The 17,803-nt window shown below is 59.2% G+C and carries 17 protein-coding genes; 5 read left to right on the top strand and 12 right to left on the bottom strand.

Annotation, left to right across the window (positions count from 1 at the left end; all coding sequences use genetic code 11):
* Positions 1-139 precede the first annotated feature (139 nt).
* From CXQ93_RS06835 to CXQ93_RS06795, 9 genes are all read right to left on the bottom strand, one after another.
* On the bottom strand, positions 140-583 hold the full coding sequence (locus CXQ93_RS06835) for an alpha/beta fold hydrolase (protein WP_104109651.1): 444 nt from the start codon (positions 581-583) through the stop codon (positions 140-142).
* 142 nt (positions 584-725) lie between these two features.
* Positions 726-1,295, bottom strand: a complete 570-nt coding sequence (locus CXQ93_RS06830) for a dihydrofolate reductase family protein (protein ID WP_104109650.1) — start codon at positions 1,293-1,295, stop codon at positions 726-728.
* A 402-nt stretch (positions 1,296-1,697) separates the two neighbouring features.
* Positions 1,698-2,363 carry a GAP family protein gene (locus CXQ93_RS06825; RefSeq protein WP_104109649.1) on the bottom strand — a complete coding sequence of 222 codons (666 nt, stop codon included), beginning with the start codon at positions 2,361-2,363 and terminating at the stop codon, positions 1,698-1,700.
* 9 nt (positions 2,364-2,372) lie between these two features.
* Positions 2,373-2,660 carry a hypothetical protein gene (locus CXQ93_RS06820; RefSeq protein ID WP_146073176.1) on the bottom strand — a complete coding sequence of 96 codons (288 nt, stop codon included), beginning with the start codon at positions 2,658-2,660 and terminating at the stop codon, positions 2,373-2,375.
* A 43-nt stretch (positions 2,661-2,703) separates the two neighbouring features.
* Positions 2,704-3,834, bottom strand: a complete 1,131-nt coding sequence (locus CXQ93_RS06815) for a hypothetical protein (RefSeq protein WP_181036073.1) — start codon at positions 3,832-3,834, stop codon at positions 2,704-2,706.
* Between the two features lie 114 nt (positions 3,835-3,948).
* The gene (locus CXQ93_RS06810; protein WP_104109647.1) at positions 3,949-4,470 is read right to left on the bottom strand and encodes a hypothetical protein; all 522 of its coding nucleotides are present in this window, start codon (positions 4,468-4,470) and stop codon (positions 3,949-3,951) included.
* A gap of 8 nt (positions 4,471-4,478) precedes the next feature.
* Positions 4,479-6,092 (bottom strand): MFS transporter, encoded by a 1,614-nt coding sequence (locus tag CXQ93_RS06805; RefSeq protein ID WP_104109778.1) that lies wholly within the window; start codon positions 6,090-6,092, stop codon positions 4,479-4,481.
* Positions 6,093-6,112: 20 nt separating this feature from the next.
* A complete protein-coding gene (locus tag CXQ93_RS06800) occupies positions 6,113-8,512 on the bottom strand; it encodes a LuxR C-terminal-related transcriptional regulator (RefSeq protein WP_104109646.1) in 2,400 nt (799 codons plus the stop codon).
* Between the two features lie 68 nt (positions 8,513-8,580).
* Positions 8,581-9,000 carry a hypothetical protein gene (locus CXQ93_RS06795; protein WP_256939684.1) on the bottom strand — a complete coding sequence of 140 codons (420 nt, stop codon included), beginning with the start codon at positions 8,998-9,000 and terminating at the stop codon, positions 8,581-8,583.
* Positions 9,001-9,186: 186 nt separating this feature from the next.
* On the opposite strand from CXQ93_RS06795, the gene CXQ93_RS06790 reads away from it, so the two are divergent.
* On the top strand, positions 9,187-9,399 hold the full coding sequence (locus CXQ93_RS06790) for a hypothetical protein (protein WP_104109645.1): 213 nt from the start codon (positions 9,187-9,189) through the stop codon (positions 9,397-9,399).
* A gap of 84 nt (positions 9,400-9,483) precedes the next feature.
* Here the strand turns inward: CXQ93_RS06790 and CXQ93_RS06785 are convergent, their stop codons facing one another.
* Both CXQ93_RS06785 and CXQ93_RS06780 read right to left on the bottom strand, forming a co-directional pair.
* The gene (locus CXQ93_RS06785; RefSeq protein WP_104109644.1) at positions 9,484-10,179 is read right to left on the bottom strand and encodes an ion channel; all 696 of its coding nucleotides are present in this window, start codon (positions 10,177-10,179) and stop codon (positions 9,484-9,486) included.
* Positions 10,176-11,324: an AI-2E family transporter gene (locus tag CXQ93_RS06780; protein WP_181036072.1), complete on the bottom strand. Its 1,149-nt coding sequence runs from the start codon at positions 11,322-11,324 to the stop codon at positions 10,176-10,178. The genes CXQ93_RS06785 and CXQ93_RS06780 overlap by 4 nt, the downstream gene beginning before the upstream one ends.
* A 161-nt stretch (positions 11,325-11,485) precedes the next feature.
* Between CXQ93_RS06780 and cls the strand changes: the two genes are divergently transcribed.
* From cls to CXQ93_RS06760, 4 genes are all read left to right on the top strand, one after another.
* The gene (gene cls, locus CXQ93_RS06775; RefSeq protein ID WP_104109642.1) at positions 11,486-12,958 is read left to right on the top strand and encodes a cardiolipin synthase; all 1,473 of its coding nucleotides are present in this window, start codon (positions 11,486-11,488) and stop codon (positions 12,956-12,958) included.
* Between the two features lie 122 nt (positions 12,959-13,080).
* Positions 13,081-13,479, top strand: a complete 399-nt coding sequence (locus tag CXQ93_RS06770) for an SHOCT domain-containing protein (RefSeq protein WP_104109641.1) — start codon at positions 13,081-13,083, stop codon at positions 13,477-13,479.
* Positions 13,480-13,491: 12 nt separating this feature from the next.
* The gene (locus CXQ93_RS06765; protein ID WP_258068651.1) at positions 13,492-14,922 is read left to right on the top strand and encodes a DUF2252 domain-containing protein; all 1,431 of its coding nucleotides are present in this window, start codon (positions 13,492-13,494) and stop codon (positions 14,920-14,922) included.
* A 28-nt stretch (positions 14,923-14,950) separates the two neighbouring features.
* Entirely contained in the window at positions 14,951-16,342 is a 1,392-nt protein-coding gene (locus CXQ93_RS06760; protein ID WP_258068649.1) for a hypothetical protein, read from the top strand.
* Between the two features lie 21 nt (positions 16,343-16,363).
* Here the strand turns inward: CXQ93_RS06760 and CXQ93_RS06755 are convergent, their stop codons facing one another.
* Entirely contained in the window at positions 16,364-17,782 is a 1,419-nt protein-coding gene (locus CXQ93_RS06755; protein WP_104109639.1) for an ATP-binding protein, read from the bottom strand.
* Positions 17,783-17,803 lie beyond the last annotated feature (21 nt).

Here is a 17,803-nt window from a genome sequence, read left to right as displayed (position 1 = left end):
GTCACTGTCACCGTGGACGATGAGTGCTGGTCCAGTAAACGTTGACACCGCCGACAGTTGCCGATTACCCCAACGATTCACGGCGGTGAGTTGCGCTCGCAGAACCCCACCATGACAGCCATGACGCGAGTCATTGAGGTCAGCTCAGGACCACCGGGGGCCCGCTGATGGCAAGGATTAGCCTGCTGACTAGCCACGGGGTTCGGTGTGCGATTTCCTGTGAAACCATCCCGCCCATTGACAGGCCAAACAGATCTATCCGCGAGTGGACAAGGGCCCGGATCGCTTTGATGGCGTCACCAGCCATCTCCTCGATGCGGGCGCGGATGGGGCCGCAAGACCGCCCGACACCCTGGTATCCGAGCAGGATGAGCCTACGTCCGGTGGCAAGGGCGTCGACAATCCGCGGGTCCCAGTTATCCAGGTTCGCGCCGAGGTGTGTCAATGCCACGAGCGGGATATTCTCGGCGGAGCCGATCTCGCGGTAGGCAATGCCAACTCCTCCGACATCGACTGTTCTGGTGACCGCATCGTGAAAGTGGTTCACGTCTACATCTCCAGTCATGGCCTCGTCAACTTTCATCTCCAATATTTCCGATCATACTCAATTATGAGTATGATCAGAAATGATGTCAAGAGTGCAACTGGCAGGGCCGCTGACAATGCCTGCAGATAAGAAGGAGAGGAGTTCATCTCAGGCGAAAGTGCAGCCAAGACAAATTACGTCAAGCCGTTACTCCCGTCGGCCGGTATCGCAGGGCGACCACCCCCGACCGGAACTCATGGCGCCCCACAAGCTCGAGCTGGATGCGCTCGCGCAGACCGGAGAGTAACGTCGGCCCATGTCCGGCAACGACCGGATGTACGAGAAACTCGAACTCGTCAATTAAACCCAGATCTGCCAGCGCCAGAGGGAGCCTCACGCCACCCACCCACAGGCCCTCCCCTGCCTCCTGCTTGAGTCGCTGAACCGCTGGCCCCACGTCGCCTCGCAGCAGCTCGGCGTTCCAATCGACCCCGCTCAGCGTGCGCGACACGACGTACTTCTTCGCCCGGTCGATGCTCTCGGCGAAGGGGATCTGCCAGCCCTCCATCCAGTCAGGCCACGTGCCCGTGCTCGGCTTATGCCACGCCGACTCCATCATCTGGTAGGTCACCCGGCCGAACAGCAGGGCATCGGCTCGCTCCATCTCAGCGGTCCAGTAGCGCATGGATTCCTCGTCCGGAGGGAGCCCTGCCTCGTGATGAGCGCAGCCGTCGAGCGTGACATTGATCGAATATCGAAGTGGCCTCATGTAGTTACTCCCTTGATGCGCAGCGCGATTTCACTGGAGACACGGTCAGCTAGATCACGTCGTCACTTGAACCGCTCCTAATTCGAGGATAATCAGCCTCGCCGCCTACCGGTAGTATCAGCGCACCAGCCCGGCTCGGACACGTCAACCCAATGTGCCGAACTCGGACTCATCTGCGCCTCCGGGTGTGCTGGCCGAGCGGTAAATCCGCAGCCGCAAGAATGTAGTCAGGCAACATGATCAAATTACTAGCGCACTTATCTTTTGACCGAGACACTCGTGACACGATCTTTCTTCACGCTATCCATTGCCCGGTTCACGGCTGCGACCAGATAGTTTCACGACCACGGCACCTAGGCGCTGACTCCACTGGTCCTTGATGTCGAGATAGCACCGCTGCCGCTAAAGCCGCGTCAACCCATTCCCTACGGTGACGACACCGATCATCAGAAGAATCAGGATGGTGACGGTCCGGTTGTTCCGAGCGATCCAGCCTCGCGTACTCACTAGCCACGCCTCCGTCTTCTCTGGAGACATAAGAGTTCCGACGACGGGAATCGCCACCGTGGTAGCGGACAGCGCCGTATAGATGGCTATGACGACGGCAGTTTCGCCCACTGTTAGTGCGCTGCCTCGCAGGGACAGTGCCACTGCAGCGCTCAGCAGGATCGACTTGGGGCGCAGGTTGAGTACGAAGCCGAGGCCAAACGACGACCAGGGCCCCAGCGATCCGACCGTGGCCAGCCATTTGGGCTCATCGACGGCCGGCTTGCCACGGGTGCGACGCCACACGATGATGGCGAACGCCTCCAGCACCAGCCCAATGACAATCTGGGCGATACCGATCACTATCTGTTGTCCCGCGGGCGAGGGCTCGGGAATGACCGACGCCAGTAGAGTAAAGCCGATAACAACTATCCCGATGCCCAGAACCCATCCGATCAAATAGGGTACGGACGAACGACGCTTGTTCTGCGACAAAAGAATCACAATGGTTGCCATGATCGGCACAGAACTGACAGCCGAGGCTACAGCGATGGGTAGGATGTGACCAAGTGCCTGCAGCATGAGCGTGACTTAGCCGAGCCGGTTTCCAGATGTGGACCCACGCGTACCTGCCGCGTACGTCTCCAGGGGCTCGTTGTTGATTCCCCGCGCTTCAAGAACCGGTCTGGCAATGCGCCAAAGCTCCGTTCGTTCAAAATCGGCAGGATTCACTGGGCCGTTTAGGGTCATGTCCAGCAACATCTCGTCGGACGCCAACGGACGCCGCCGCGTGTAAGGCACCGCCGACCAGCGCCAAACATCCACGGCGAAGTGGACCACCAGCCCATCGGCATCCTCTGGCTCAAATGACGCTCTCACCACAGTCCTCCCATGGTTGTTGGTCCAATTTTCGACTCCTTCGTCATGAAGCAACCGGATTAGAGCCCGTCATCGACGCCGCGGCCTTGTCCGCATTTGGTCCATCTCCGCGGCCCATGGCCCGCGAATTACGAAGGAAGACGACCAACCAGCTGAAGATGAGCAGAAATGCGACAAGTTCCACGGCGGTCAAGTTGTAATAGCCGGTAACGAAGAACACGGCCAGAACCACGATGACAGCTACGAAGACATAGCCGAGCAGGACAAATACGCGCGGCATGGCCGGAATGAATCTCTGGAGACAGAGAACCATCGCAATATATACCGCCGCCATTCCGCTTGCTGCGACATTGTGAGCTGTAAGAAATCTATCGACCGGAAAGATTCCAACGCAGGCCAGAAGCACGCCGAGAAGGACGAGGGAACCGCGAACGAAGTTTCTTCCGCTGACTTCTTTGGCTGTCCTGACAGGTATGGCCGCCGTTGCATAGTGCGCGATGGTCGTCACGATCACACCCGCGACGATCAGAGTGAGGTTGAAAGCCAATGCTGAAATGTCATCTGAGATGCCGAGGGTGCTCAGGTTTTTCTGCCACCAGAGCGGGTCGGTGGCACTGAGCATGCTGGTGAAGGATCCTGCGACAAGAAATACTACAAGGATGACCGACACCGACATGGGAGTGAGGTTGATGGAACTGAGGACAACGGCGTAGGAGCTCACAGCGATAGCCACTGCCGCGAGTATCGCGCCGGGGACGGTGAATACCATCGCTCCGTTGAAGCTCTTAGCCATAAGATCAGCCACTGCAAGCCATCCCAACAAGGCAACAACCGCATGGGCCAGCGCGAGCGCCCCGATGTCATACCAACGCAGTCGAACCGTCGGGAAGTCCTGCCCGCCCTGCAATGCAGCGCCGTCGGTGCTGTTGGTGTTCAGCAGGACTCGCGCTATCACGAACATGATGATGGCGGCCAAGGCCGAGCCAAGTGCAACGAACTGACCCACCGATCCACGGCCGGATATAGGGATTTCACGGCCCAAAAACGAAAGCCATGCCACGATGAACGTGACCACGAAAACGCCTGCGCCAATCAGCAGAGCGGAAGATTCACGGGATTCTGTACTGGCCACCGGATGCCGCAGCAGCCGAGCGATCGGTATGGGCTGGTTCACGCGGGCACCCTTCCCTTTGAATTCTGACGTCGATGATTGAACGTCGTCATAGGCTAAAAGTAGCCGCAGGCAACTGTAGAAAAATCATTCCGGGCGGGTGATTCTGGCCCACCACTAGTGAATCAAGGCCTTCAAAAGTATCATCGCCATTCCGAGTGCCGCGGTGCCGAGACACCCTAGGAATCGGACCGGCCAGCTGCTGCCGCGCAACGCGAAGGCACTGTAGCCGAGCGCGCCGAGAATCACGACTCCCAGCCAGAGCGCCACCCAGATCGTCAGTGCGTCGGGTATGACTCGGAGCGCTCCGATGAGGAGCACCATCGACGGTAGCAGCGCGGAGGTGAGGAATCCGAGTGAGCGCCGAAGGGCGTGCCGGAACGCCGTGCTGAGCGTCGTTTTGTCACCCTCGATCACACCGTAGCCGGCAACTGTCCCGGCGTACACGTGCGCGACCCAGAAAACGACCACGGTTCCCAGGACGCTGAGAAACGTCTCCCACGACGTGGCTCCGTAGCCTGCAGATACTACGATCATGCCGCTGACCAGCAGGGTTCCATAAACTGACTCTTCGGTAACAAAGCCGGCCTGCGCGTCGCGGGAGGGGGCCTGAGTGTTCGAGTGCTGGCTTCCGCTCATAGGGGGGTTCATTCCAACTCTGCCTTTGTTCGCTTCTTACCTGCCACTTCTGAGGGAATTCCGCGTGAGAAGAACAGCGCTAGGAGAGATACCACGATGAGCCCGAAGAACGCTACGCGGAGGGAGGAGATCTGTGATTCGCGGTAAATTGTGGCTAGCGTTTCTGCATCTGAGGTGTTCAATCCGGCTTCGGAGGCGATATCTGCCACACTCGCCGCCGGCACAATGGTAATGCCATTGTGAGTCTCCTGGCTGATGAGCTCTCGGGTTGCCGGCGAAAGATCACTGCTCGAGACTCCCGAGGCGAAAGAAGTGGCCAGTGCGCCGATCAGAATAGAGCCGATCAAGGCTGTTCCCAGCGATGAGCCAAGGTTCTGAAAAACGCCTTGGAGTCCCCCGACCTCGCTTGTCTCTTTCTCCGTGACGCTGGACATGTTGACGTTGCCGAGCTGCGATGCCAGAAGACCTAGGGCCGTTCCGGCAAGGAACATTCCCGCCGCGAATATACCGCTCCGCAATTCAGCCGTGGTAGCTCCAAGAAGGAGAGCCGCGCTGACGACTAAGATGAGCTGACCTACCCTGACGATGCGCCGTGGTGACCAAATGCGTGACAAAGCCGTTCCGGCGATGGAGAAGAGGATTAGGGAGATGGAGAGTGGGAAGATCCTCATCCCGGTTTGTAGCGCATCCAGCCCCAGTGTCATCTGCAGATAGACGGGCACCATGAAGAACAGCCCCGCCGTGACGGTATATTGAGCCCCGAGCACGGAGAGTCCGCTGCGCAGCTGGCTGATCGAGAACATCTCGATATGAACTAGCGGAGAGTCACCTCGCGCAACCAGCAACAACTGCCGTCTGGCAAAGGCATGGATCAACGCCCCTCCTGCGAGCATCAGCCACGCTGTCATCGATATCCCGAGAGGTGCAATCTCCACGCCGCCGATCTCAGGTGACGACAACGGGGTGATCCACCCCCACGTCTTGCTCTGCAGCATGCCAAATACCACGGATACCAGCCCGAAAGCCGACAACAGGACGCTGAGCACGTCGATTCGTACGATTTGCCGTTTAGTCGTATCCGTCACCAAACGTGCGGACAGCACGACGCCGGCCATAATCACGACCTCCGCAACGAAGACGTAGCGCCAGCTGAAATAGGTAGTGACGAAGCCGCCGATGAGTGGCCCCGCAGCCACTGCCGCTCCCGACACGGCACCGATGATGGCGTAAGCGGTGACGCGCTGGCGGCCCTGGTAGTTGTCGGCCACCAACGCAGCGATCGCCGGGATCACCAGCACTGCGCCCAAGCCTTCAATAATGGACCAGCCCAAGAAGAGCATCTGCACGTTCGGGCTGAGCGCAGTTATGAGCGACCCGACAGCATAGATGCAAGAGCCAACCACGAATGCCCGGCGCCGACCCCAGACGTCACCGAGCTTTGCGCCAAGTAGCATCACCGCTGCCATGGTGAGCGTATAGAACGTGATCGCCGCCTGCATCGCGGCAACACTGGTGCCCAGATCATCCACCACGGTGGAGATTGAAACATTCATGACGGTACCGTCCAGCACCATCACAAATTGCGCGCAGCCCAAGATGATGACAACCGACCATTTTCTCATGGCGATGTACTCCATTTCCTCTAAAGCAAGCCGAGCACCCGGGCCCGCCCGATTGCCGAATCACGGTTGGTGGCGTCGAGTTTGCGATAGATGTGAACCATGTGGGTCTTGATCGTATTGACGGAGACGAAACAGTGCGCGGCGAGTTCCACATTGGTGAATCGCGTCGGCAGGTACGTCAGGATCTCCAATTCACGGTCAGTCAGCGGCTCGGGCAGCCCGGGCCGCTGGTGAGGATCCATTGATTCCTGTGCACGCGCCAGAATGATGTCCCGGAACGCTGCTTGAGGTCCGGCGACATCGTTAAGCCGGTTGATGGTACTCGGTCCAGCACGCAGAAACACTCTGACAAGTCCATGGATCTCCGCTACCCTAACTGCCTCAGTGAGCTGACGTTTGGCCAAGTCCGGTTTGTTGTCGCTGGCAGCGAGCCAGGCAAACAGGATATGACCTTGAACCACCGACAGGGGCTCTGGCTCGGGAATGAGTTCTGCCCAGGAACTCACGATGCCTCTCGCCGATTCAAGGTCGCCACGGGTAAGGAGTGACATGGCGCGATCGAAGAGCACTGTGGATGCATCCGCTAGAACCTTCTCATGCAGGCCAGGAAGTCTCAGACTTTCGACCTTGAATGCAGTGCAGTTTTCGGCCCGTCCGAGCGCCGTCAATACCGAGGCCAAGCCGGCATCAGCCATGGCCGCTTCAGAAGCAGTGCTGGCTTTACTGGCGGCCAGCACAGCCTCACAAATCAGTGTTTCCGCACGTTCAATGTTGCCGCACCAGGCTTCGAGAAGGGATAACGTACTCAGACCGCTGACACGTTCAGGATCATTCGGCGCCACTTCGGCCAGACTTTGGATTAGCAAGGATCTCGCCCGATCCATCTCACCAGCCAAAAAGGATGTCCGGCCGCTGGCGACGAGCGCTTGCCGGCGGATTATTCCCTCTTGCCTTGTCCCTGTCGATACTGTGTTGGTAGCCGCCGGGTAAGCGTCATCATTGTTTTCACGTTCCCTCAGTTGCCGCCACGCTGCAGCTGCAGCTATCTGCGGATGTCGGGTCAGGATCATCTGAGCGGCAAAGAATCCCATGCCTGACAATGTGGTACTGCTCACGCCCGTCTGATCGGCAAAGGCGAGCTGCGGCATCAGCTCCGAGCCGACACTGCTGTCGCTCATCAACTCGAGCACGCCCGGTAGGAGTTCCTCATAGGCGTATGAACTACGCGCGGATTCCGGAATCCGAAGCATCCAGCGAGCGACAGTCAGTATGTCCCCATGCTCCGCAATATCTACAGCGTCGGAAAGTATGACTTCCAGCGCCCGCTGCCACAAGCCGGCCCTCAACAGATATTCAACGGCGGATTTAGTCCGCCCTCTCGCCAATAGCCAATCGGCCGCCACACCAAGGATACGGTTTTCGTTGCTGCCGTTCTCGGCGTGAAGCCGTGAACGTAAGAGCTCGCGAAAAAGATGGTGGAATCTGAACCATTCCCGGCGAGTGTCAAGTTGCACAAGGAACATGGAGTCTCGTTGAAGTTGTTCCAAGACCGCTTGGGCCGCGTCACATCCTGTCACCGCGTGGACGAGTCCAGCGCACATGTCGTCAAGAACGGACATCTGCAGGAGCAACTCTCGCTGCTCGGTGGGCATGCTCGCCAACACCTCTTCTCCAAGGTAGTCGGCCACCAGCCGGTCGCTGCCGCCAAATTCGGCAACGAATGCATCCGGATCGTCTTCATGCCTAAGATTGAGTCCCGCAAGTTGGAGCCCGGCAGCCCATCCCTCCGTTCTTGCCCGTAACGCACGAACGTTGAATGAGCTCAGCGGATGCCCTGCAATACGCTCCAACAACTCAGCCGCCTCCCTGTCACTGAAGGCGAGTTCCGCCTGCCTGAGCTCGAGGAGTTCGTCATTCAGGCGGTACTTGCTTAGCGCGATGGGCGGATCGGAACGCGATGAAACGACCAGGTGAACGTTGTGGGGCATCTGTTCGACGAACTCGACCAGTTCGGTGACAAGGTGGACATTCGTCAGACGCTGCGCATCGTCAACGACGATGACAACATCGACCATGGTTTCCAAAGCGGCCACCATAGTGGCTATCACTGTGGCTTCGAGTCCCACATTCTGGGTGCTCATCAGCTGGGAAACCTCCGTCAAAGTTGGCTCAACAACCGCCAAGTTCGCGACGAGGCGACGGATGAAGTGGACGGGGTCGTCGTCGGCTGACTCGATGTCAAGAAAGACGAATGCACGCTCAGGGTGCGCATCAGACCACTGACGCAGCAATGTCGACTTTCCAGCGCCGGCCTGCGCGACGATGAGTGCCAGGCGCCGATTGAACGCCTTGTCGAGCTCAGCGCACAGCAATGGCCTGTCAATCAGGTGGTCCAGAACTAGTCGTTCAGAAGAAGTCATCAAGGTCTTATCTCATTCCACCAATAGTGTGACATCAATCACACCAACGAGCAAGGGTTGCCGTAGACCTACACTTCCTCGCGCAGCTCATCTCCATGGGCGACGAGTGCATAGATGACGAGCACGTCAATCGCAATAACAATGAATGACCACCAGGGCTGCACCGGTATGAGCATCATCTGGATAATTGAGCTGATGACCGCCAGTACCACGGCGACAACACGGGCCCACGTTGCTCCGGCGAGGAGTGCAATGGCCGTGAGGATCAGGAACACCCCGATCAGGAGATTCCACCAACCCCAGCCTGTTGTGTCGAAAATAAACAAGTCACCGTCAACGACCGTGTAGTACGCGTTGGTGCCGATCAGAGCAATCAAAGCCTGGATAACACTGAAGATGCCGCTGACGAAGAGGATTACCCCTCCGAACTGGGCCCATCCGGTCCATCCGGTGCGAGTGACACGCTGCATTGAATTATCAGTATTCATGAGCCGACCGCTTTCCATCAGATTCCTTGCAGCCAGCCTGCTGGTTGGCGCAGTAGTGGGGCCATCTTGCTGGCATCACTATCGCTAATGTTCCTCGTACCGCACTGGTTTTTCCTCACCCGCCTCGGATGATGACGTTCTCCTAGGGAAGCTGGAGGATTTAGACAGATTCGGGAGGACTCCACCATGCGTCGAGCGCGATATGAGATCGTCATCAACGGCACAATCAGCGAACCCGTCATGGGACTCATCGACGGTTTCCAGGTCAGTCGCGTCGAAGACGGTTTAACCTACTTGGTTGGACCGGTGTCCGATCAGGCCAAGCTAAGAGGGTTGCTCTTGCTCTTCGGGAACCTGAACATCGAGCTTGTCTCGGTTGCCACGTTTCCCAGAGAGTAATTGATCCACCCCTGAACACGTACCAACTGATTGCCGGCGTCAGGGAGCTCATCGACGCCCCAAATCAAGGTGACCGACGCACTTTCACCGGGCAGTGGCAGGCTTCCATCCTGCGACAACCCTCGCCAACGCGATCACCAGAAAGAGCTGGCCGGTAATGGCCTCCATGATGGCGACACTTTGGACGCCTGCTCCCGCGGGAACCTTATCGCCATACCCGGTCGTGGTAAGTGTGGTGAAGGAGAAGAACAGCTGGCTAGACAGCGAGTCAAGTTGCCCGTCATTGAAGGTGGGCACCGACGACACCAAGGCAATGAAGTTGTAAATGAACGTGAACAACATCCCGACGAGAATGTAGACCGCAATTGCTGCCAGCAGTGTCTGCCCGTCAACTCGTGTCTTCCTAGCCTCACGGGCGATGATCGCGACGGGTGCAACGAGATAGGCGACTATGGACGCCCCCGAGAAAAGTACGTCAAGCAGGTGTCCCGCGGTCCCGACGACTGCCACGAGCGCCACCGCCACGCCTGCCACCAGCACGATGATCCAGCCGGCCCGGCGAAGACCGGTTTTTACCTCGGCAACCCATAAAGTCACTGCAACTGTCGCAAGCTGCACCAGCAACGCGACGGCGTTGGGATCCGCAGTGCCCTGTGCCGCACACAGGGCGTACGAGACGGCAATCAAGAGAAGTACCAACCAATAACCGGAACGCAGGATCGAGCGGCTCCGACCCGCTGGCCCTTCGATGGCTTCTAGGGCAGAACCGTCCGAGGTCATGCGGGATGCCCCTCTGGAGACTGTGTGTCTGGGTCGCTGCTTGCCCTGTGAGCGGCCTGCCGGCTGTGTTTGGATTCGAGGTCCGACAGCTTCTTGATGCTCCTGGTCTCCCCCGTGGGACCAAGCGTTGGACGCCAGAAACGCGTTTGGGGATCTGCGTCGATCAGCAGCGCTTTGCCGAGTAAGGTGAGCGGAATCGCAAGAATCGCTCCGATCGGTCCAATGATGACGGCCCAGAACAAGACGGAGAAAAACGTGATCGTTTGGCTGAGTGACACGGCCTGGCCGACGACCCGGGGTTGGATGACGGACTGGACCACTGCGTTGATCACCCCATAGATGATGATGACCGCGATCAGGGTCGGCCAGCCACCAACAAGGAAGCCGAACACCAGCGGCGGGATAATGGCGAAGAAATAGCCAACGTTGGGAATAAAGCTACATAAAAAGGCGAGCAAGCCCCAGAGCAACGCGGCCGGAACGTTCAAGATCCAGAGGGACAAAGCATTAAGCGCACCCTGTGCCACGCCAAGGACCGTTGTCACCACCATGTAGCGGCGCACGTTAGAAGCGTACTCGGTGAGCGCCGTGACCAGGTGGGGCGCTCTCGCGCCCAATTGATGCAGGATCGTCGGAATGTACACGGCGTCGGCAGACATCAAGATCATCATGGTGAGCACTATCACCAGGGCTCCCGAGATGCTGAACACGCCGCCGAGTGCGCCCGCAAGCAGGGTCATGACATTGCGCGGGTCAATGGTTGCGGTGAGGGCGGCAGCCTGATCGTGGCCAATCCCCAGTGCACCAAGCCCGGCGCTAATGTCCTGACCGATCTGCTCGAATTGGCTGGCATAGTGCGGGAGCATTCCCACGAACTGTCCGACGGCGATGATCACCGTCAGGGTGAACCCGGCCAAAAGCGCGAACATCACCGCGATCACCAAGCCGGTGGCCAGACCTTGGGGAACTCCTCGCTTCTGGACATAGCTTCTTACCGGGTGGGCGCAGATGGTGAGGATGAGGGTCAGCAGCACCGGTGCGAAAATGCTGCGGATGCCGCTGAGGCCAATCGAGACAAGGGTCGCCGCCGCGAGTCCGACGAGGATGACAACCCCGCGAGGAAGTGCTCCTGACATTCGTGGCATGGAATTCGACCCATCTTCACAACGCATTGCAGGGCTAGTGGACAGACGCCCAGCGGTGCTCTCCGTTACTGGCATCGTAGGGAACACCGTGCCACTGCACATCATCCCCGGAGAATGATGCCCGCGCCTGACGGCGGCGTTACAGTCACAAAAAGGAAATCATGGACCAGGTACTTGTCACAAACCTCATCTGGATCTTCGCCGTCGTCGTCGATCTCTCGATCCGCATCGCGGCAGTGATCATCATCCCGCGCGACCGGAAGCCCAGTGCCGCCATGGCGTGGCTGCTCGCCGTGTTCCTCATCCCGTTTGCTGGCGTCGTCTTCTTCCTTCTCCTCGGAAGCTCAAAGCTTCCCCGGAAGCGACGGGCGAAGCAGGCAGCCATCAACGCCATGATCTCCAAAGCAAGCGCCCACTTGCACACCGACACCACCGCGACCGAATGGCCTCCGTGGCTCGCATCGATCACCGTGATGAACCAAAACCTGGGTGCGATTCCGATGGTGGCTGGAAACGCCGCGCATCTCATTGACGACTATGAACGCTCGATCACTGACATGGCCGCGGAGATCGGCAAGGCAACGAATTTCGTGCACGTCGAGTTCTACATCGTCTCGTTCGACTCGACGACCCGAGAGTTCTTCGCCGCCATGGAAGCCGCTGTGACCCGTGGCGTCATCGTTCGCCTGCTATTGGACCATGTCGCATCCGTGCGAACAGTTGGCCACAAGCAAACCCTCGCCGAACTTGATCGGATCGGGGTGCGATGGAGCTTTATGCTGCCCGTGCAGCCCCTGCACGGCAAATATCAGCGCCCTGATCTGCGCAATCACCGTAAACTCGTGGTGGTTGACGGCAGAGTTGCCTTCATGGGTTCACAAAACCTCATCGATCGAAGCTACAACGCACCAAAGAACATCAAGCGGGGGCTGAAGTGGCAGGAACTCATGACCCGAGTCACCGGGCCCGTAGTGAGCACCATCAACGTGGTCTTTCTCTCCGACTGGTACAGCGAAACGGACGAGTTGATCACCAACGAGCAGGCCCCTGCCAATCAGTTCCCCCCGATGGGAAACGAAGCTGATCTCGATTGCCAGGTCGTGCCGAGTGGGCCGGGCTTTGCCGGAGAGAACAATCTGCGCCTGTTTCTGGCACTTGTCCACGCCGCAGAAGAGCGCGCGATCATCACCAGCCCCTACTTCGTCCCCGACGAGGCGATGATGTATGCCATCACCAGCGCATGCCAACGCGGCGTTCAAGTGCAGCTCTTCGTCTCGGAGATCGGAGATCAGGGACCGGTCTTCCACGCGCAGCGGTCATACTACGCAGAACTCCTGGGGGCAGGAGTGCGCATTTTCATGTATCCCCCGCCGTACATTCTGCACGCGAAGCACCTCTCTATCGATGACACGGTAGCTGTGATCGGATCGAGCAACATGGACATCCGCTCATTCAGTCTCGACCTCGAGATCTCACTCCTGGTGCAGGGAAAATCGTTCGTTGCACAAATGCGTCAGGTCGAGGCCGGCTATCGAGCGATCAGCCGCGAACTAACAGCCGACGAGTGGTCGAAGCAGCCGCTGCGTTCCACCGTGCTGGACGGAATCGCCCGCCTCACCTCCGGACTTCAGTAGGCCGCCCCCGCGGCCAGGCCTGCCCCTCACCCTCCGTGGGTGATGCCAGCGGGGTCGGGCCAACTGTACATTCAAGCCATCCGCACAGCCCGCCGGGCACGCCAATTTGAAGGGTCAGTGACATGAACTTCTGGGAAATTATCGGTTTCTTCTTCTGGAGTTACATCTTCATTTCCTACCTCATGGTCCTCTTCTGGATCATTGGGGATCTGTTCCGTAACCGGAATATGAATGGGTGGTTGAAGGCCGTCTGGATCCTCTGTCTGCTCGTCGTTCCATTCCTCACGTCGCTGGTCTATCTGATTGTCTGTGGACACGGGATGAGCGAACGCCAGGCTGCGTCAGTGAATCGTTCGATTTCTGAAACTGAACAGTACATTCGATCCGTATCCTCCAGTTCACCCGTTGAGGACATCGTAAAGGCCAAGTCGCTTTTGGATGCCGGAGCGATCAACCAGAGCGAATTCGACGCGTTGAAGGCACGCTCAATATCGGGCCAACACCATCCAACGGCCGTGTAAGGACGAGGAATCGTGCGCCCCGTTAACGATCCTGCCCCCATCATCGGCACCTTTGCGGATCGGGAAAAGGTAGGTCGTGAGGCCCGCCAGCGGTCGCCTCGATCCGCTCACTCGGGCTGGGTCGCCTCGTCGGGTCGTCAAGACCCGATCGCCGTTTTGATAGGGCAAGAGGCGTCCCGGGTCTCCGAACTGGTTCCGATCCGCCACGCGCGTATGCGGCTCTCGCCGTTCACCTTCTTCCGCGGCGCCGCTGCTCTCATGGCCATGGACCTTGCCGAAACCCCGAATTCCGGAATCACCGTTCAGCTCTGCGGGGATGCCCACCTTTCGAATTTCGGACTTTTCGCGAGCCCTGAGCGCGCGCTGATCTTCGACATCAACGACTTTGATGAAACGCTGCCAGGACCTTGGGAATGGGATCTCAAGCGGCTCACTGCGAGCTTCGAAGTGATGGGCCGTCATCGCAACTACTCCCTGACCCGCCGACGGGCAATCGCCCTGACCGTGGTGCGCAGCTACCGAGAAAAGATGAGATCGGCAGCCATGGCACCGGTGTTGACTGCCTGGTATGACAGATTGGCAGCTGATCAGGTCACTGCCTGGCTGCACCAGGAGCACGAGGCAAAACTGGCGAAAAAGAAGCACATCAAGCGCGCGGAAGGAGTGATCGCCAAGGCCCGGACCAGGGACAGCCTGCGGGCGTTTGAGAAACTGGTCGAAGTTTCCGGAGGCGGGATCCGGATCAAAGCGGATCCACCGCTCCTCGTTCCGCTCTCCGACCTCACCCCAGCGGGCCGGGAGCGAGAGGACAACGAAGAAGCCATGACACGGCTCCTGCGCTCCTATCAAACCACCCTGCCCCAACAGAATCACCCGCTCCGGGAGTTCGAGTTCGTAGACATGGCCCGGAAGGTCGTCGGTGTCGGGAGCGTCGGTAACCGGGCGTGGATCATTCTCCTGCGCGGGCGGGACAACGACGATCCACTCCTCCTCCAGGCCAAGCAGGCCGAGGCTTCGGTGCTCGAGCGCTACCTGCCGGCGAGCAGCTACGAAAATCACGGCGAACGCGTTGTTAAGGGCCAGCGCCTCATGCAAGCTGCAAGCGATATCTTCCTCGGCTGGCAGCAGGCGGAGGCGTTCGACGGGCAGATGCGCGACTTCTACATCCGTCAGCTGCAGGATTGGAAAGGCTCCGCTGACGTCGAGACGATGTCAGCTGCAACGGCGATGATGTACGCGCGCATCTGTGGCGAAACCTTGGCGCGGGCGCACGCCCGATCAGGCGACCGGGTAGCAATCGCCTCATATATGGGCACGAGCGAGGTCTTCGATCGCGCCATCGCCCAATTCGCGTCAGCGTACGCCGACCAGAATGACATCGACTTTGCAGCCTTCTGCCAAGCCGTCGCGGACGGGCGGCTCGAAACCAAGGCGGATCGCTAGCTAGGGAATGGGAGTCGTTGTGGCACGGATGAGGAACACAGAATTACTGGACGAGATCGCACGTTTGGAGAGCGAGAATGCGGCGCTGCGCGGGGTGTTGCGCCCCGAGGACACGCTGCCCGTCCCTCCTGTTGCAGGAGCGTACAAGATCGCACGTACGCATCACCGCAGCTGGAGCTGGACGCTGCTCGCTACGGTCCTCATGGTCATCGGGGCTGTGTTGGCCCCGGTAGCTACTGTTGCTTCCTGGGCCAAGGTTCAGCTCACGAGCACCGATTCCTTCGTTACCACGTATTCACCGCTCGCGAAGGATCCCCGCGTCCAAGTCTTTGTGGCCGACAAGACCATGGAGGTCATCCAAGATAATGTTGACATCCCGGCTCTCACATCAGAAGTCTTCGACGGCATCATCGAACTCGGAACAGGACCAGGCGCCACCTCGGCGCTTCAGGCGTTGAAGGGGCCGGCAGCCCAGGGCGTTGTGTCGCTGGTGCGCTCGAGTGTGGGCTCTTTCGTCGAATCCGATGCTTTTGCTCAGGTGTGGCAGGAATCGCTGCGCTTGAGTCATTCGCAGCTTATCGCCACCTTGCAAAACGATCCTCAGGCGGCGATCGCCATCGGCTCCGACGGCTCCGTCGGTATCCAGCTCTCCCCCATCATTGAGCGTGTCAAAGCGGTGCTGCTGGAGCGGGGCCTGAGCTTCGCCTCACAAATTCCCTCAGTTGACCGCACCATTACCGTCGCTCAGAACACGTCACTGCCCACTCTTCAACTCTTCTACGGTCTCGCCTTGGCCGCAGGTGCCTGGCTGCCGTGGATTGCCATACTGTTTTTGGCTGCCGGCGTAGCTGTCGCACGACGTCGGGCACTAGCACTGGTGTGGGCCGCCGTTGCGTTGGCGCTGGCGATGGTCGTTGTCGTTGCCGGGATCGCGATTGGGCGGCTCATCTTCATTGGCTCCGTATCGCCGTCGCTCATTCCAGCAGGAGTTGCACGCACCGTCTTCGACACCGTCACGACGGCGATGACAGGCACTGGCGTGGCCGTCCTGGTGCTGGCAATTGTGGTGGCAATCGTGACGTGGTGCGCCGGACCCTTCACGGTGTCCCGAAATTTGCGCGGCTTCGCAACCGCGGGGGCAACGTGGGTCCGCGAGGCTGCCGAGAGGCACGGCATTACGACGGGGAGAACGGGCGAATGGATTTATGCCCAACGCGCATTGATCCGTGCAGCCATCGCTGTTATTTCGGCGGCGATCGTGCTCTTTACCCGCCCGCTCACCACCGGTCTCATCGCTTGGACGCTGTTGATCGCCATCCTGGCCATCGTCGTCGTCGAACTCGTGCAACGGCCAGTACGCACCGAGGCCGTGCCATCCGAAGCCATCGAGGGGGACGCGCCCACTGTTCCAGCCAGCTGAGCAGCTGGCTGGCTGCAGGCCTCATGCCCTCATGGGCACTCCCACATCCGCGCCGCCTTCTCGAGTGAGACGAGCACCCATCGTGACAATGGTCGGCGCCGGAACAAATCCACCAGCGAAGAGCGCCTCGCCCTGCCGGAAGCTTGGCGACCGGGCAAACATCGCAGCCGGGACGAAGCCGAAGATCGTAGCCAGCTCGTGGAGATCGCCGGGTGAACTCATCTTCATCAGCGCGAGATTGTCACATTGGGAAATGATGCTCGGGTGAACCCGCGAAGGGCGTTGGGTGGAAAGCAGCAGCCACAGGCCAAACTTGCGCCCTTCGGCAGCGATCTGGATGATCCGTTCCCTGACGGCAACGTGTAGCGGAGTGTTCTGCTCGGGCGAGCACAAGTTGTGGGCCTCATCGATCACGATCAGGATCGGTCTCCGTGCCTCTCGCTTCGCCCAGAGATCTTCAAGGACCGCCAACGCCACTACTAGGGATTCATCGGGGTAGGCGAACCCGCCAAGATCCAGCACAGTTGCATCAGGACGATCCTGCAGGACCTCGGTGACCACCCTGACTGTACTCACACCTCGAGCCCAGATTCCCCAGTCTGTCACTTGAAGGTTTTCAATACGGGCAGCCAACGCCATCGCAGCGGCAGAGTCACGTTGGCGCAGTGAGGGCACTATCAATTCCGCAGCCTGATTGCCCACCGTCTGTTCTAGATGGATGAGCTCGTTGTACTCGGCGCGATCCTCGAGGGGATGAAGCCGCAACACCGCGGCCTTCGCCTGCATGGATAAGTCGGTGAAGCGAACACGCAGCGAGTCCGGGTCTGCTGAACCAGGCCGGAGGATCCGGATATTCCGGTCCGCCATTGCGCCCCTCCCAGCATTGTCCGCGCTGGCTGGGTTGGGTTCGCTCAGCCGGACGAAGTCCGCATTCGGGTCGAAGATGACCATCGGCAATCCGGTATGGAGCAGAATCTGTTCCAGCACCACACCGAGCGCATAAGTCTTCCCTGAACCGCTCTGCCCGCACCAGAATGTGTGACGGTTGAATCGATGCGGGAGCAGGCGGGCCGGTATGTCATCCTCGCTGAGATAGGAGCCGATCACCAAGGGCGCCTCCGTGTTCCCGTACAGGAGCTCAGTCGTGGGCGCATCCGCGTGCTCAATCTCTGCATCCGCAAAAGAGAAGGAGCGCCGAGCATCGAGGGCGCCGCTCTCCGCTATGGCCCCTAGAATCCTCCCGGCCCCACGAAACGCCTCGCCGACGGCCACAGTAACGTCATCAACTTGTCCGAGTTGTACCGTCCCTGATTCACTGCGCAGCGTGACGAAAGTACCTGGTTCGAGTGCAGACTCGATTGGTGCGGTGAACTGGAAACGCCTCCCGTCTAGTGACACGGCGCGCACGTCGTCGAGTCTTGAGATATCCCTAGCGTCCATTGTTCAGCCTTCCATCGTCGA

The organism is Arthrobacter sp. N199823 (genome assembly GCF_002929705.1).
GTDB lineage: Bacteria > Actinomycetota > Actinomycetes > Actinomycetales > Micrococcaceae > Specibacter.
Note: the sequence above shows the minus strand (reverse complement) of the source record. Positions and strands in the feature narration are given on the sequence as shown.

Excerpts from the sequence above, each read along its gene's own strand:
- CXQ93_RS06805 (WP_104109778.1), bottom strand. The coding sequence starts at position 6,092 with ATGAGAAAATGGTCGGTTGTCATCATCTTGGGCTGCGCGCAATTTGTG.
- CXQ93_RS06810 (WP_104109647.1), bottom strand. The coding sequence starts at position 4,470 with ATGAGCGGAAGCCAGCACTCGAACACTCAGGCCCCCTCCCGCGACGCG.
- CXQ93_RS06780 (WP_181036072.1), bottom strand. The coding sequence starts at position 11,324 with ATGCCACGAATGTCAGGAGCACTTCCTCGCGGGGTTGTCATCCTCGTC.
- CXQ93_RS06825 (WP_104109649.1), bottom strand. The coding sequence starts at position 2,363 with ATGCTGCAGGCACTTGGTCACATCCTACCCATCGCTGTAGCCTCGGCT.
- CXQ93_RS06835 (WP_104109651.1), bottom strand. The coding sequence starts at position 583 with ATGAAAGTTGACGAGGCCATGACTGGAGATGTAGACGTGAACCACTTT.
- CXQ93_RS06795 (WP_256939684.1), bottom strand. The coding sequence starts at position 9,000 with ATGAATACTGATAATTCAATGCAGCGTGTCACTCGCACCGGATGGACC.
- CXQ93_RS06770 (WP_104109641.1), top strand. The coding sequence starts at position 13,081 with ATGAACTTCTGGGAAATTATCGGTTTCTTCTTCTGGAGTTACATCTTC.
- CXQ93_RS06755 (WP_104109639.1), bottom strand. The coding sequence starts at position 17,782 with ATGGACGCTAGGGATATCTCAAGACTCGACGACGTGCGCGCCGTGTCA.
- CXQ93_RS06760 (WP_258068649.1), top strand. The coding sequence starts at position 14,951 with ATGAGGAACACAGAATTACTGGACGAGATCGCACGTTTGGAGAGCGAG.
- CXQ93_RS06785 (WP_104109644.1), bottom strand. The coding sequence starts at position 10,179 with ATGACCTCGGACGGTTCTGCCCTAGAAGCCATCGAAGGGCCAGCGGGT.
- CXQ93_RS06790 (WP_104109645.1), top strand. The coding sequence starts at position 9,187 with ATGCGTCGAGCGCGATATGAGATCGTCATCAACGGCACAATCAGCGAA.
- CXQ93_RS06800 (WP_104109646.1), bottom strand. The coding sequence starts at position 8,512 with ATGACTTCTTCTGAACGACTAGTTCTGGACCACCTGATTGACAGGCCA.
- cls (WP_104109642.1), top strand. The coding sequence starts at position 11,486 with ATGGACCAGGTACTTGTCACAAACCTCATCTGGATCTTCGCCGTCGTC.
- CXQ93_RS06830 (WP_104109650.1), bottom strand. The coding sequence starts at position 1,295 with ATGAGGCCACTTCGATATTCGATCAATGTCACGCTCGACGGCTGCGCT.